The organism is Streptomyces roseolilacinus (assembly GCF_014649335.1).
GTDB lineage: Bacteria > Actinomycetota > Actinomycetes > Streptomycetales > Streptomycetaceae > Streptomyces > Streptomyces roseolilacinus.
In genome coordinates this window covers 272,471-286,206 of sequence record NZ_BMSV01000006.1, presented here as the reverse complement: position 1 = coordinate 286,206, position 13,736 = coordinate 272,471, and the positions used below count along the sequence as shown (strand labels likewise).

Genomic DNA, 13,736 nt, shown 5'->3' with positions numbered 1-13,736 from the left:
CACCCAATACGCGCGCCACCGTCAAGAGCTAGTGACCCACCTATCAACCCCCGGGCACACAAGAGGCCACCGCCCTGCGCGTAGCAACGAAAGGCGCCCGTTGCCATCGCGGGCCACCTTGTAGCGCTCCGAAACAAAAATGTGACTTACATCACAGAAAGTATCTCGGAAGCAAGAGAGGTCCACTTGACCGAATCACCCACACCTCTTCCCCGATACTCTGGCCAGCAGCAGCCGACGAGCGGGGAGGGTGCGCCGAGGATGGGACCCAAGACGCAGAGGGTCTACGAGACGATCCGATCCTGGATCGAGTCGGGCCGGTACGGCCCCGGCGCCAAGCTGCCGTCGGAACGCACGCTCAGCGCTGAGCTGGAGATCGGCCGCACGGCGCTGCGTCAGGTCATGACCCGGCTGGCGAACGAGCGCTTCATCAAGGCGTACGACCGCAGCGCCTACCGGGTCGCAGGCGGGGAGGGCGTCCCCACGCCGACCGGCCTGGAACCGTGGCAGATCCACGGCAGCCGCCGTATCTACGAGAACCGCTGGGTGAACCTGGACCTGGTGGACGTGGAGCCACCCGGCGTGGAGCGCTTCGAACATCACGTGGTCCGACTGCACCACGTGGCGATCACCGCCGTGGTCGACGAGCAGGACCGCGTACTCATGCTGTGGCGATACCGCTTCGTCCCGCAGCAGTGGGGCTGGGAGCTTCCCGGGGGCATCGTGGACGCCGGCGAGGACGCCGCCGTCACGGCCGCGCGTGAAACCGAGGAGGAGACGGGCTGGCGTCCGGCGAAGGTCGAGCACGTGGTCACGTACCAGCCGATGATCGGCATGGTGGACTCTCCCCACGAGATCTTCGTGGCGCGCGGCGCCACGAAGGTCGGGGAGCCGACCGACGCCGAGGAAGCCGGACACGTCGCCTGGATCCCCCTGGACGAGATCCCCGCCCTCATGAGCGAGGGCAAGCTGATGGGCTCCGGGACGCTCGTCGCCCTCCTTCACCTGCTCTCGTCGCGGCCTACAACCGCCCGGTGAGCAGTTCCACACGCCGGCGATACCGCACGGACCCCGTGCGGTTCGCCAGCAGCCTGGCCTGCTGAAGATGAGTGCGCGCGTCGTCCAGCTCGCCGCGGGCAAGGTGGGCCTGGACGAGGTCGCAGTGCAGACCCGACCGGGCACGCACGAAGGAGGGATCGGCGCCCTCCAGGGAGGCGTACAACTCCTCCATCGCCGACCCGTCTCCTAGCTTGGCAAGCACGTTCCCGCGCCACCGGGTCAGGTGTCCCGTGTTGAGGAAGATGCTCAGCATCTCGGGATCACGGGACTCTCCGTCGTCAGGCAGCAGGGCAGTCGCTCGCTCCATGGCTGCCAGTGCGTCCGACTCCATGCCCGCCCCGGCGGCGGCACACAGCTCGGCCTCGGCGGCGGCGAGCCATGCCCGCAGCCGGGGCGACTGCCGCTCGGGCTGGGTCTGCTGCGCGTTCCGCACCAGTTCGACGGCGAGCTGCGGGCGGCCGGCGTCAGCCAGCACGTACGCCTGCTCACCCATGGCGTGAGCAAGGTACAGCGGCGACTCGGCGTCCTGCGCCGCCTTCTTCGCCAGCTCGTACCGCCGCCACGCCCGCTCCACGGCGCCCGCGTCCAGAGCCTGCCACGCGGCAAGGGTGGATGCCCCGGCCAGAGCAATCGCGATGGGGCGTCGTGTGTCCGGCAGGACCGCGAAGGTCAACGCGTCTTCCATGGCCGCGAGGTGCCCGTTCATCTGGTCGACCAGACCGGTGGCACCCATCTGCCGGTCCATGGTCCGCAGTAGTTCGGTCTGGTCGAAGAACGACTGGACCATGGACTTGCTCAGGCTCCCCGCCAAGTCGATTCGGCTCAGCAGGTCTTCGTACCCGTCCGCCTGCGGGGGCGTCGGCTCGGCCCCGCCCCGTAGCTCGGTGTCCGTGACGCCGAGAAGGGGTCGGAGGATCCCGGCGTACCGGTCAGTGATCGTGCGGCGCCCGTTCTCCCACTCGGAGATGTAGGTCTTCAGGCTCGCCGCCGAAGCGATGTCGAGCAGCCGCTGTTCTGCGAACCGCCCCATCTCGTAGACCAATCGGTCCTGCGACCAACCCCGCGCCGTCCTGGCTGCCCTTAACCCTGTCGCCACGCCGCCTCCATAAAGCCGCAGGTGAGAGCCGGTTAACACCCTTGAGGTTAACCCCCGTTGGCTACCGGAGCACCCCACTTCGGCCGTTCTCTGGACATGCACGCCGGCACCAGTCGCACCGAAGGGGTTGCATCTGGTGCGCACCAGATGCCATCCTTCTGGTGCGCACCAGATGGATCCCTCGGATCCGACCGGTGAGCTCTACAGGACGACGCCCATCAGCACTCGGTGAGTCTCGTCTCGACGGGAGCCCCCAGGGTTACCGCGCTCATTGAGTAGCTGCCGGTCATTGAGAACTGAACAGTGGACACAGGCATCTGCGACAAGCCGTAGGCCCTGCCGTGCGAGCAGCACGCACCTTCTCCCAGGCCGCCCTTGCGGGGCGGACAAGCGATCCATGCGCGCGGTGAAACAAGGGCAAAGATCGCGGGCCCCGCTGGGCCACAGAACGCTTCGCCATCCCCGCAGCTCTTGGCTGCGGCCGGTTGCCTCCTCCGCCCGTCCGGCCCCTCTCGCGGGGGCACCGTACGGGCGGGGTCGAGGGGAACCGGAGATCGGTTCCAACGGCGAGAGGCCCCGGTGCGGACACACCGGGGCCTCGGCTGGGCCGTTCCTGTCAGAGAGGAACACACCCAATGAAGTCCATCGAAGCACGTTCCGCGGCTGTTACGGCCGTGTCGTTCGACGGTGAGCCGTCGGCGGCGGACCTGGAGGCGATCGAGCAGGAGCTCCCGCTGATCCTGGCGGAGGTCGACCTGCTGGACGCCCAGATCATGGTCTTGGACCGGCCGGTCACGGAGCTGGACACCCGCCGGATCCGCCGGGCCCGCCACCGCGTCCTGACCGCCCGCCGCGACGCGGCCAACCGCGCCAGCGTGGCACAGGCGGGCGGTGCCGCGTGAGCACCCTGACCCTGGCGGAGCTGAACACGCCGCTGCTCGCGCTGCGCCTGTTCAGTGCCGAGTTCGCGCACCTGCCGGCGCCCTGCGTGTCGGTGTCGACGGTCTACCCGGACCGCCTGGACCTGACCTTCCACGACAACCTCGCCGCCTTCGAGGCGTGGCGCGCCGCGCTGGGCATCGCCCCGGAGGCGGTGAGCTACCGCGAGCAGGGCGACCACACCCGCGTCCTGACGACGGACACCACCTACGCCGGCGCCCACCTGCACCTGGTCGGCTTCGGACGCCTCACACCCGCCCCCGTGGACGGTGCGTGATGAGGAACCTCCGCCGCCGCCTGGCGCTGGCCGCGCACCACCTGGCCACCAGCGGCGAGACGCCCGCGTACCTGGCCGTCGCGGCGCTGGTCGCCGTCGCCTCCCGGCTCCTGGTCGTCGCCGTCGTGGTCGGCGCGCTCGCCCTGGTGCTGCTCGCCGCGCTGGCCACTGTCTCCCCGGCCCCGACCGGACAGGGGTGCCCGCTGTGCGCCCGCACCGTGCGGAAGGCGGCGGGCCGGTGAGCGACTACCGCGCAGAGCGCCGCCGGGACGCCGCGGCTGCGGCCCGGCAGCGCCGCCAGGACGCCGCCGCGGCCGAGGAGCTGCGGGCCGCCCGGCAGCGGGAGGCCGACGAACGCGCCGCCCGGCTGCGCGAACAGCAGCGCGCCGAAGCCGAGCAGCGCCGGCAGGACAAGGTACGGCTCCGTGCCGAGCGGGCCGCCCGCCGGGCAGAGACTCTGACCGCCGGGCGGGTGTACCGGACCGGGACGCTGGGCCTGGTCGGTTCGTCGGCCGCCGCTTCCCTGCCCGCGCAGATTCTCCACTTCGGTGCGATCCACCCGCTTCTCCTGCCGGTGCCGCTCGCCATCGAGGGCGCCGCGTGGGTGATGGCGGCCGGTGTCGCCTACGCCGACGAGCGCGGGCTGCCCGGGTGGGTGCGGTGGCTGCTGCGCGCCCTGGTCGCCACCTGCGCCGCGTTCGCCGCCGCCATCAACTGGAGCTACGGCCGCCACCTTGAGGGTTTGTCGGACGCGGACGCGACTGTGGCCGGGGCGGGGCTCGCTGCCGTGTCACTGCTGGGGCCGCTGGTCTTCGAGATCCGGCAGTGGGTGTCGACCCTGTCGGCCGCGACCGGGGACGAGCAGCAGGCGGAGCGCCGGCGTCACGCCCGGCGGCGCCGCCGGGACCACCGCAAGGTCGCCCAGCTCGCGGACCGACTCGTCTCCGCCGCGCCGTTCGGGACGCTGGACGCCGAGGAGGCGTGGGCGCGGGCGTGGGAGATCGTGCACGGCGCCGCCGAGCCCGGCATGACCCCGGATCTGCACCGCCGCGCGGTCCGCTCCACCACGGCGCTGGCCGCCGCCCGCCGGCCCACCGCCGCCGAGCTGCGCGAGCGCATCACCGCCGGTCTGCGGGCACAGGAGTGGGTGCTGCCCACCGGCGGTGACGTGGTGCCGATCCGGCGCGCATCGCCGCAGGTCGCGAACCAAATGCCCCCCACCTCCGGCACGCCGAAGAAGGCGCCGAAGAAGCGGCCCGCGCCGCCGCGCCGCCGCAAGGGCGACACCCCCCGCTACAGCACCGCCGCGCGGACTGCGGCCGCCGAAACCGCCCGCCGCACCACCGTCACCGCGATGGTCGGGAGCGCCCGGTGAGCACCATCCCCACCTACCGATGGCGCCTCGCCCCGGAAGGGCTGGCCACCCGCCGCCAACTGCGCGCCCGCGGTCTGCGGCCGGGCGGCCAGCCGGTGGCGGCGCAGCTTGAACGGCCGCGCCGCCGGCAGGGGCCGCTGGTCGCCTACCTCTACCGCATCGACCTCGCCGCGCCCGTTCGCCCGATGACGCCCGGCCGCGCCGCCGCCCTCAACCGGGCCATGGCGGCGCGGCGGACCTGCCCGTCCTGTAGGCGGGATGCCGGGTACTGCATCCCGCGGTCGCTCGGCATGTGCGTGCCCTGCGCCTACCCCAGTGAGGAGACCCCGTGATCCCCCAGCCCCATCCCGTCGACCGCGCGGCCGTCGAAGCTGCGGCCGCCGCCGAGCAGTCCGAGACCTACGCGCTGGTGCTCGCCGCGGTGCAGGCCGCCCAGCTCGCCCAGCAGCAGCCGCCGGCGGCGGCGCATGTCTGCCAGCACGTCCCGCGGCCGACCGTCCACCCCGGCCGGTGGCTGGCGCTGGGGGTGGGCGGCGGCTTCCTGGCCGTCTCGCTCGCCGTGTCGATCGCCGCCGTGGCCGTCTCCGCCGTGGCTCTGGTCGTGGCCCTGCTCGTCCTGCGCTCCGTCTGGCAGAGCACCGTCAGGAAGGGGGCCTGACATGTCCTTCCAGGCTGGTGACAAGGTCCTGATCGTGGCGTGTGAGGACGACCCGCGCGCGGTCGGCCGCACGGGCCGGATCGTGGATGAGGTCCCGCCCGGGCCGCTCACCGGCGGCCGGTGGACCGTCAACGGGATCAGTTGGCTGATCGCCCCCGTGCTGTGCCACCTGTGGGAGCTGCGGCCCGCCTGACGGCTGCCCGATCCGCCCCCGCCCGTCGGGGGTGGTGAGGGGAGCCGGACAGTCCGGCCCCGCCACGGAAAGGGGTCTGCATGACCCGCAAGCAGCAGCTCGCCGCCCTCGCCGTCCGCGCCGGACAGGACATGGTCCGCCTCGGCGCCGAGCACGGCATCGGCTCCGACGTCGCCCGGCAGGCCGCCCAGCTCGCGGACCGCGCGGCGGCCGCGGCGGAGGCCGCCGGGTGCACGGCCGCCGACTACGACCACGCCCGCCGCACCCACTGACCACCCACATCCGAAGGGACCCCGTGATGGGCCTGTTCTCCCGCAAGCAGAAGGCCGAGGCCACCGACACCGTGCTGATCACCGGCGCGGAGCTGGACCACGCCGCCCGCGCGCTGAACGCCGGCGACGACGGCCCCGCCAACGCCCTGGTCGACCGCGGCGACGACAAGACGACGCGCCAACTGATCACCATGCGCATCCTCGGCGCGTCCATCAACCAGCAGTGAGTTCGCCCCGGGGCGGCCGACACCCGGCCAAGGACCGCCGGCCGCCCCGGGCCCCCTTATCCGCCTGTGCAGACAGGAGAGTCCCAGCATGACGGACACGACCAGTCCGCCGACACACCTTCGCCCCGTACCCGCCCCGGCCGCCGACGCCCCCGACCCGGACGAGGTTCCGGCCGCGCCGCCGCCGGTCGACAATCCCGCCTTGCCCGCACCGGGTGTGGTCAGTGAGAAGCGCAAGCCGGTGCTGGCCGGGTGGCTGACCAACCGCCACGACTTCACCGCCACCGCCCGCCACACCGCCGCGAACATCGGCTACGCCGCCCTCTACCACGGCGTCCGCATCCCGGTGTACGCCGGACGGCTGGCCGTGATGGCGCCGCGCGGTGCGTGCCGGTTCGTCGCCTCTACCCACCGGTGGGTGTGGGATCGGGAGGCGGCCCCGCTGCGGGCGCACGCGGTGGCCCAGCAGGACGTCGAGGAGTACATGCGCCTGGCCAAGCTCCGGGCCGGCCGTGTCCGCCTGCGGGGTCTGGTGACCTTGGTGGCGGCCGTGTTCGGGGTGGGCTTCGCCCTGTGGCTGTACGTCCTGGCCCCGGCCTACCTGTACGCGTTCGCCGCGGGCGGGGTGCTGCTGCTCGGCCTCGCCGGGCAGCAGCCCGACGCGCCGGTTGTGGGTCCGGCGGTGCTGAAGACGGAGGTGCAGAAGCTCACCGGGTCGATCGTGCTGCGCGGTCTGGACTCGATCGGGAACGCGAAGATCTCCGCCGCCATCAAGAAGGGCGGCGACATGAACGGGCTGCGGTTCGTCTCGGAGATCGTGCGCGACGGGCCCGGCTACCGCGCCGACCTGGACCTTCCCTACGGCGTGACCCCCGAGGACATCATGGAGGCCCGCAAGCCGCTCGCCTCCGGTCTGCGCCGGAAGGTCGGCTGCGTGTGGCCCTCCCCCGACCCCGCCGAGCATGAGGGGCGGCTGGTGCTGTGGGTGGGGGACAAGCCGATGAACGAGACCACCAAACCGGCCTGGCCGCTGCTGAAGTCGGGCACGGTCGACCTGTTCAAGCCGGTCGTCTTCGGCAACGACCAGCGCATGCGCGACGTCGCGGTGACGCTGATGTTCGCCTCCGTCGTCGTCGGGTCCATCCCCCGCATGGGCAAGACCTTCCTCATGCGGCTGCTGCTGCTCATCGCCGCCCTCGACCCGCGCGCGGAGATCCACGCGTTCGACTTCAAGGGCACCGGAGACTTCGGCGCCCTGGAACCGGTCTGCCACCGCTACCGGGCCGGGGAGGAAGACGACGACATCGGATACGTGCTGGACGCGCTGCGGGAGCTGAAGGAGGAACTGCGGCGCCGCGCGAAGGTCATCAAGGGCCTGCCGGCGAGCCGCTGCCCGGAATCCAAAGTCACCCCCGAACTCGCCAGCGACAAGAGCCTGGGGCTGCATCCGATCGTGGTCGGCTTCGACGAGTGCCAGGTCCCCTTCGAGCACTCCGAACACGGCGGGGAGATCGAAGCGATCTGCACCGACCTGGTCAAGCGCGGCCCCGCACTCGGCATCGTCGCCCTCTTCGGCACCCAGCGCCCCGACGCCAAGTCCCTGCCCACCGGCATCAGCGCGAACGCGGTCCTGCGGTTCTGCCTGAAGGTCATGGGCCAGCCCGCCAACGACATGGTGCTGGGCACCTCGATGTACAAGTCCGGCTACCGGGCCACCATGTTCTCCCGCTCCGACCGCGGCATCTGCTGGATGGCCGGCGAGGGCGACGACCCCCGCATCGTGGCGTCGGCGTTCGTGGACGCGGTCGCTGCCCAGCAGGTCGTCGCCCGCGCCCGCCAGCTGCGCGAGGAGTACGGCAACGTCACCGGCCACGCCATCGGCAAGGGCCCCGACAAGACAAGCGGGTCGGACATCCTCGCGGACATCCTCGATGTGATCGCGGACGGCGAGAAGGCCGTGTGGTGCGAGCGGATCGCCACCCGCCTCACCGCCGCACACCCCCAGACGTACGCGGGGTGGCAAGGCGAGAACGTCACCGCCGCCCTCAAGCCCTGGGGCATCAAGCCGGGCCAGGTCTGGGGGCAGACCGACACCGGCGAAGGCGCCAACCGGCGCGGCATCAAACGCGCCGACGTGACCGCCGCCATCACACGCCGTAACGCCGACCGGGCCGCCGCCTGACCCGAGCAGGCTTGCTAGACCTAGCACCCGCGCCCGCTAGGTCTAGCAACCCCACTAGCGCCCTATAGGGCCGCTGATCAGCGAACTAGCGACTAGCGGCCCACCTGCGCAAACCCCCGAAACCCGCCCTGCGAAGGGATGTGAGCCCCGGTGGCTCTCGCTAGCCTCACCCTCCTGCTGATCCTCGCCGGTTACGCACTGTTGTGCGCGGCCTCCCCGTTCGGCATCTGCCGCAAGTGCCGCGGCTTCGGCTTCGCCACCCACACCGACCGCAAAGGCCGCCCCACCCGCGGCAAGCGCTGCCGCCGCTGCAAAGGCCACGGCAAGCGCGTCCGCGCCGGCCGCCGCCTGCTCACCACCGCCCGCGCCACCCACCACACCGGCACCCGCTGACCCCGGACGCAAAGCGGCCGACGGCACCCGTCATGAGACGTACCCCGCTCCTAGCTGGAGCCAGGCGGACGCGCCGTCGGCCATCCCCCGGGCTTGTCAGCACCCGAGGTGCCCGCAGCCTAACCAGCCGCCCCGGCCCACCGTCAAAGGAGTTCCCGCCATGGCCGTGACCATCTCCCTGGTCGCCCTCTTCGGCCTCGCCCTGTTCTTCCTCCTGCGCTCCAACAGCCTCAGCTACGGCTCCGCGTTCACCGCCGCCGGATTCGGGTTCTTCCTCGCCTCCACCGGCGCCGCCGAACCCATCAACCAGCTCACCGCCGCCATCGTCCAAGCCATCCCCGCCCTGTGAGCCGCACGAGCCCCGTGTTCGAGATCCGCATCATCTGCGCCCCCGACGACACCGACCGCATCCGCGCCGCGCTCGCGAAGGCGTTCACCGTCGGCCCGGCCCGCCAGTACCCCACCCGCACCCCCGGCCGCGTCCGGCTCTACCTCACCGCCACCCACCGCACCACCGACCAGTAGCAGCACGAGGGCGGCCCCTCTCACGCCAATGAATCGGGCCGCCCTCATCTCCCAGTCCGCTACAGACCTACGGAGGTCTTCCAGCATGACTCAACACGCCGACGCTCGTCGAGCGTCGCTGCTGAACGCCGCCCTGGACGCCGCCGCCCGCGGCTGGCACGTCTTCCCCCTCCGCCCCGGCAGCAAGCGCCCCGCCCTCCACGGCGAGACTGCCTGCCCCGGCACCGGCGCCTGCGCGGGCGGGCACGTGAAGTGGGAGCAGCGCGCCACCACCGACCCCGACCGCATCCGCGCCGCCTGGTCGGCCGGGGCGTTCAACATCGGGCTGGCCACCGGCCCGTCCGGGCTGGTCGTCGTCGACCTGGACGTGCCCAAGGGCAATGGGGACGCGCCTGGCGGCGCGGCGACTTTCGCAGCGCTCTGCGAGCGCGCCGGGCAGACCGTCCCGGCCACCCACCGGGTGCGGACTCCCAGTGGTGGTGAGCACCTGTACTTCACCGCCCCCACCGGGGTGCGGCTGGGCAACACCGCCGGGACCCTCGCCCCACTGATCGACACCCGCGCACGGGGCGGATACGTCGTCGCCGCGGGCAGCATCACCCCCGCCGGACGGTACGAGGCTCTGTGCGCCCCTGTGGCGGCCCCGGTGCCCGGATGGCTGCAAAGCATCCTGCGCCCGGCCCCCAAGCCCGCACAGCCAACCACAGGGCCCGTAGCGGGGCGATCCCGTCGATATGCGGATGTAGCTCTCGTCAACGAGGCCCGGAACGTGGCCACCGCTGCCGACGGCACCCGCAACGCCACCCTCCTGCGGGCCGCCCGCGCCCTGGGGCGCCTCGTCGCGTCGGGCGACCTGACCCGCGTTCAGGTTGAGCAGGCTCTTAGTGGGGCGGCGGCCGGGAACGCCACGCAGTCGCAGCGCTACTACGACGACGTGATCCGGCGCGGCCTGGACTGGTCTATCGCCCACAACCCGTCCCGGGGCAGGGCGGCATGACCAACCCCCCACCCTCTAAGAGCCTCACCCGCACCCCGGCCGACCCGCACCCCGCCAAACCGGCCCCCGCCCGCGGCGGCAGTGGTGCGCCGAAAGTCGCCGCCGAAGGCGTCCTCTTCAACTCTGGCCCGCGCCCGTCCACCGGGCCCCGCGTCGTCGGCATGCTCCACATCACGGCCCCCACATGGCGGGGCGGTGATCCGTCGGCCGTCTCGTTCTGTGCCTGCGGCCGGTACGAGACCGCCCGCGGCGAGCACGCGGTGGTCGCGTTGGCCGCGGCCCACACCGCTCACCGCGCCGCCTGCCTCCTCCAGGCCGAGGGGAGGGTGGCCGCGTGACCGGCATGGAGGAGATGCCCGCCCCGTCCAACCCGCTCGCCGTCGCCCGGCGCCTCGTCCCCGACTGGACCACCCAGGACGGGCACCTGCGGTTGCGGCGCTGGCGCGGGTCGTGGATGTGGTGGAACGGCACGTGCTGGCGCGAGCTGGACGAGCAGCAGATGCGTGCCGGTCTGTACAAGCGTCTGGAGCACGCCACCTTCACCGCGGGTGAGGGCAAGGACGGCGGGGTGGAGGCGCGGGAATGGGCACCGACGAAGACGAAGATCAGCAACCTGCTCGACGCGCTGGGGGCGATCACGCTGCTGCCGTCGGACGTGGACGCCCCGGCGTGGATTGACCACGAACGCGGCCGGCACGACGCCAGCCCGATCGTCGCGTGCGAGAACGGGCTGCTGCGGATCCGGGACCGCGAGCTGCTGCCGCACGGGCCCGGGTTCTTCAACCTCGTCTCCGTCCCCTACGCCTACGACCCCGGCGCCACCGCCCCCACCTGGGAGACCTTCCTCAACCAGGTGTGGCCGGACGATCCGGAAGCCATCGCCGCGTTGCAGGAGTGGTTCGGCTACGTCCTGTCCGGCCGGACCGACCAGCAAAAGATCCTGCTCATGGCCGGGCCCTCCCGCTCGGGGAAGGGCACCATCGCCCGCGTGCTCAAGGCGCTGGTCGGCAAGGAGAACCTGGCCGGCCCCACCCTGGCCGGGCTGGGCACGAACTTCGGGCTGTCCACGCTGATCGGCAAGCCGCTCGCCGTCATCGCTGACGCGCGTCTGTCCAGCAAGGACGGCGGCGGACAGGTCGTCGAGCGGCTGCTGACCATCTCGGGTGAGGACACCATCGACATCGACCGCAAGTACCGCGAGCCCTGGACGGGCAAGCTGCCCACCCGGTTGATGATCCTCAGCAACGAGTTGCCGAACTTCGGGGACTCCTCCGGCGTCATCGCCCGCCGGTTCATCGTGCTGAACATGACCGTCTCGTGGCTCGGCAAGGAAGACCCCGCCCTGCTCGACAAACTCCTCGCGGAGATGCCCGGCATCATCAACTGGGCCCTGGACGGACTCGCCCGCCTGGAGGTCACCGGCCGGATCACCGAACCCACCTCCAGCCGTGAAGCGGTCCTCACCATGCAGGACACCGCCTCCCCCACCAGCGCGTTCATCCGCGAGCGCTGCACCACCGGACCCACCCGCGAAGTCCCGGTGGACACCCTGTGGGCCGCGTGGCGGGAGTGGGCCGAGGACAACGGCGTGCGCGCCATCGGCACCAAACAGGTCTTCGGCCGCAACCTCCTCTCCGTCGTCCCCCAGCTCCGCCGCACCCGCCCCCGCGACGCCTACGGCCGACAGGTCGCCACCTACACAGGCATCACCCTCAACCTGTCCGACCCACATTCGTAAGAGACGCGACTCATCGCGACTCAAGCCCCCACAGCGGCCTCTGAGTCGCGATGAGTCACGACTCACAGCAATGTGCAGCCACCCGCCAGCGCCACCTCAGGAGTGCCATGGCCAGCGCCAAAATGCTCAAGCTCCCCGAAGTCCTCGAAGAGATCGGCATGAGCCGCGCCGCCTTCTACCGCCTGCGCGCCCACGGCAAGGCTCCCAAGCTCATCAAGCTCCCGAACGGCCAGCTCCGGTGCCGCCGCAGCGACCTGGACGCATGGATCGCTCGGTACGAGACCACCCAGACCGCCTGACCCGTCCAGCCTGACGGGGGGTCGCCTTCCGGTGGCCCCCCGTCGTCATGAAGGAGACAACACTGCTCACGTACGACGTGCGGATCTGGGGCATCCGCAGCCGCAACAGCAAGAAGGCCCCGTTCCAGCTCCGATGGGTGGTCGGTGGCGTACGGCACCAGCAGCCGTTCCTCACCAAGCCCCTGGCCGATGGGCGTCGCTCCCAGCTCATGGGCGCGGTGCGCGACGGCGAGCAGTTCGACACCGAAACCGGGCTTCCCGTCTCGGAGCTGCGGCTGATGAACAGCCCCACCTGGTATCAGCACGCGTGTGAGTACGCGCTGATGAAGTGGCCGAAGGCCGCGGCGAAGCACCGGGTGGGGATCGCTGAAGCGCTGGCCAACATCACTCCGGTGCTCGTCTCCTCCTCCACCAGCAAACCGGACCCCGAGGTGCTGCGGCTGGCGCTTCGCTCGTGGGCCTTTCAGGTGGTCCGGACGGATGACGGCGAGTACAAGGCCCGTAAGGATGCGGAGGCGCCGCCGGCCGACGTGGTGGAGGCGCTGGAGTGGGTCGCCAAGTACTCCATCAAGGTTACGGACGTGGCCGACTCCGCGCGGCTCCGTCTAGCTCTCACCGCTCTGTCGCGGAAGCTGGACGGGCGCCCCGCCGCCGACAACACGTTCCGGCGCAAGCGCACGGTGCTGAGCAACGCCCTGCGCTACGCCGTCGAACGCGGCCTGTTGCCGGCGAATCCCCTCCCGAGCGTCGACTGGGATCCTCCGGCGACGGACGACGAAGTGGACTTCGAGTTCGTCCCCGGGCCGGACCAGGCGCGCCGGTTGCTGGACGCGGTCCGCGCGCAAGGCACTCGTGGGGAACACCTGCACGCCTTCTTCGCCTGCATGTACTACGCCGCCATGCGGCCGTCGGAGGTGGCGGCGCTGATGAAGAGGCACTGCAAGCTGTCGGCCGCGGGCTGGGGGGAGCTGGTCCTTCGGAGCAGCCGTCCGGAGGTCGGCGCGGGTTGGACGGACGACGGGAAGTCCTACGAGGAGCGGGGCCTGAAGCGGCGGGCCCGGCGTGCGACGCGCCCGGTTCCCATCCCGCCGGTTCTCGTGGGCATCCTGCGCGCCCATGTGGAGCAGTTCGGCACGGCGCCGGACGGGCGCCTGTTCCGGGCCGTACAGGGCGGGCGGGTGCGGTCGACCGAGTACACGGAGGTCTGGCAGGAGGCCCGGGGGAAGGCCCTCGCCCCGGAGGAGGTCGACACGCCCCTCGCTGAGAAGCCCTACTCACTCAGGCACGCCGGCGTATCTCTGTGGATCAAGGCTGGGGTGGACCCCGTGGAGGTCGCCCGTCGGGCCGGTCACAGCCCGGCCGTGCTGTGGAAGTTCTACGCGAAGATCCTTCGGGGCCAGCAGCAGGCATCCAACCAGCTCATCGACAACGCCCTCGCCGCGTCGGAAGCGCCCGCCGAGCCGTGACGGGTTGGCCGCAGCTTGGCCACACACGCTGGTCACCAGC

Annotated in this window: 20 protein-coding genes; 19 read left to right on the top strand and 1 reads right to left on the bottom strand. The window is 71.7% G+C overall.

Translation table 11 applies throughout. The features are described 5' to 3' along the window. Positions 1-261: 261 nt before the first annotated feature. Complete coding sequence (locus IE106_RS16545; RefSeq protein WP_189534635.1) at positions 262-1,038, top strand: NUDIX domain-containing protein; 777 nt, start codon at positions 262-264, stop codon at positions 1,036-1,038. Here the strand turns inward: IE106_RS16545 and IE106_RS16540 are convergent. Further along, positions 1,022-2,155 carry a helix-turn-helix domain-containing protein gene (locus tag IE106_RS16540; RefSeq protein ID WP_189534633.1) on the bottom strand — a complete coding sequence of 378 codons (1,134 nt, stop codon included), beginning with the start codon at positions 2,153-2,155 and terminating at the stop codon, positions 1,022-1,024. The genes IE106_RS16545 and IE106_RS16540 overlap by 17 nt on opposite strands. Before the next feature lie 635 nt (positions 2,156-2,790). Between IE106_RS16540 and IE106_RS16535 the strand changes: the two genes are divergently transcribed. From IE106_RS16535 to IE106_RS16450, 18 genes are all read left to right on the top strand, one after another. Beyond that, positions 2,791-3,057 (top strand): DUF6284 family protein, encoded by a 267-nt coding sequence (locus IE106_RS16535; RefSeq protein WP_189534631.1) that lies wholly within the window; start codon positions 2,791-2,793, stop codon positions 3,055-3,057. Continuing rightward, positions 3,054-3,371, top strand: coding sequence for a hypothetical protein (locus IE106_RS16530; protein ID WP_189534630.1), 318 nt, complete (start codon positions 3,054-3,056; stop codon positions 3,369-3,371). The genes IE106_RS16535 and IE106_RS16530 overlap by 4 nt, the downstream gene beginning before the upstream one ends. Continuing rightward, on the top strand, positions 3,371-3,613 hold the full coding sequence (locus IE106_RS16525) for a hypothetical protein (protein ID WP_189534627.1): 243 nt from the start codon (positions 3,371-3,373) through the stop codon (positions 3,611-3,613). Before IE106_RS16530 ends, IE106_RS16525 begins: the two co-directional genes overlap by 1 nt. Beyond that, the gene (locus IE106_RS16520) at positions 3,610-4,746 is read left to right on the top strand and encodes a hypothetical protein (RefSeq protein ID WP_189534625.1); all 1,137 of its coding nucleotides are present in this window, start codon (positions 3,610-3,612) and stop codon (positions 4,744-4,746) included. The genes IE106_RS16525 and IE106_RS16520 overlap by 4 nt, the downstream gene beginning before the upstream one ends. Next, positions 4,743-5,078 (top strand): RRQRL motif-containing zinc-binding protein, encoded by a 336-nt coding sequence (locus IE106_RS16515; protein ID WP_189534623.1) that lies wholly within the window; start codon positions 4,743-4,745, stop codon positions 5,076-5,078. The genes IE106_RS16520 and IE106_RS16515 overlap by 4 nt, the downstream gene beginning before the upstream one ends. Continuing rightward, a complete protein-coding gene (locus IE106_RS16510; protein WP_189534621.1) occupies positions 5,075-5,404 on the top strand; it encodes a hypothetical protein in 330 nt (109 codons plus the stop codon). The genes IE106_RS16515 and IE106_RS16510 overlap by 4 nt, the downstream gene beginning before the upstream one ends. 1 nt (position 5,405) lies before the next feature. After that, positions 5,406-5,597, top strand: a complete 192-nt coding sequence (locus tag IE106_RS16505; protein WP_189534619.1) for a hypothetical protein — start codon at positions 5,406-5,408, stop codon at positions 5,595-5,597. An 80-nt stretch (positions 5,598-5,677) separates the two neighbouring features. After that, on the top strand, positions 5,678-5,869 hold the full coding sequence (locus IE106_RS16500; RefSeq protein WP_189534617.1) for a hypothetical protein: 192 nt from the start codon (positions 5,678-5,680) through the stop codon (positions 5,867-5,869). 26 nt (positions 5,870-5,895) lie between these two features. Beyond that, a complete protein-coding gene (locus tag IE106_RS16495; protein ID WP_189534616.1) occupies positions 5,896-6,096 on the top strand; it encodes a hypothetical protein in 201 nt (66 codons plus the stop codon). Between the two features lie 88 nt (positions 6,097-6,184). Further along, on the top strand, positions 6,185-8,278 hold the full coding sequence (locus IE106_RS16490) for a cell division protein FtsK (RefSeq protein WP_189534614.1): 2,094 nt from the start codon (positions 6,185-6,187) through the stop codon (positions 8,276-8,278). 150 nt (positions 8,279-8,428) lie between these two features. Then, positions 8,429-8,671, top strand: coding sequence for a hypothetical protein (locus IE106_RS16485; RefSeq protein ID WP_189534612.1), 243 nt, complete (start codon positions 8,429-8,431; stop codon positions 8,669-8,671). 160 nt (positions 8,672-8,831) lie between these two features. Further along, a complete protein-coding gene (locus tag IE106_RS16480) occupies positions 8,832-9,020 on the top strand; it encodes a hypothetical protein (protein ID WP_189534610.1) in 189 nt (62 codons plus the stop codon). After that, positions 9,017-9,196: a hypothetical protein gene (locus IE106_RS16475; RefSeq protein ID WP_189535114.1), complete on the top strand. Its 180-nt coding sequence runs from the start codon at positions 9,017-9,019 to the stop codon at positions 9,194-9,196. The genes IE106_RS16480 and IE106_RS16475 overlap by 4 nt, the downstream gene beginning before the upstream one ends. Before the next feature lie 85 nt (positions 9,197-9,281). Then, complete coding sequence (locus IE106_RS16470; RefSeq protein WP_189534608.1) at positions 9,282-10,193, top strand: bifunctional DNA primase/polymerase; 912 nt, start codon at positions 9,282-9,284, stop codon at positions 10,191-10,193. Continuing rightward, positions 10,190-10,531 (top strand): hypothetical protein, encoded by a 342-nt coding sequence (locus tag IE106_RS16465; RefSeq protein WP_189534606.1) that lies wholly within the window; start codon positions 10,190-10,192, stop codon positions 10,529-10,531. The genes IE106_RS16470 and IE106_RS16465 overlap by 4 nt, the downstream gene beginning before the upstream one ends. A gap of 5 nt (positions 10,532-10,536) precedes the next feature. Next, the gene (locus tag IE106_RS16460) at positions 10,537-11,931 is read left to right on the top strand and encodes a DNA primase family protein (RefSeq protein ID WP_189535064.1); all 1,395 of its coding nucleotides are present in this window, start codon (positions 10,537-10,539) and stop codon (positions 11,929-11,931) included. Between the two features lie 107 nt (positions 11,932-12,038). Continuing rightward, positions 12,039-12,230: a helix-turn-helix transcriptional regulator gene (locus tag IE106_RS16455; RefSeq protein ID WP_189534605.1), complete on the top strand. Its 192-nt coding sequence runs from the start codon at positions 12,039-12,041 to the stop codon at positions 12,228-12,230. 47 nt (positions 12,231-12,277) lie between these two features. Next, positions 12,278-13,696 (top strand): tyrosine-type recombinase/integrase, encoded by a 1,419-nt coding sequence (locus tag IE106_RS16450; RefSeq protein ID WP_229840496.1) that lies wholly within the window; start codon positions 12,278-12,280, stop codon positions 13,694-13,696. The last annotated feature ends 40 nt before the right edge of the window (positions 13,697-13,736 follow it).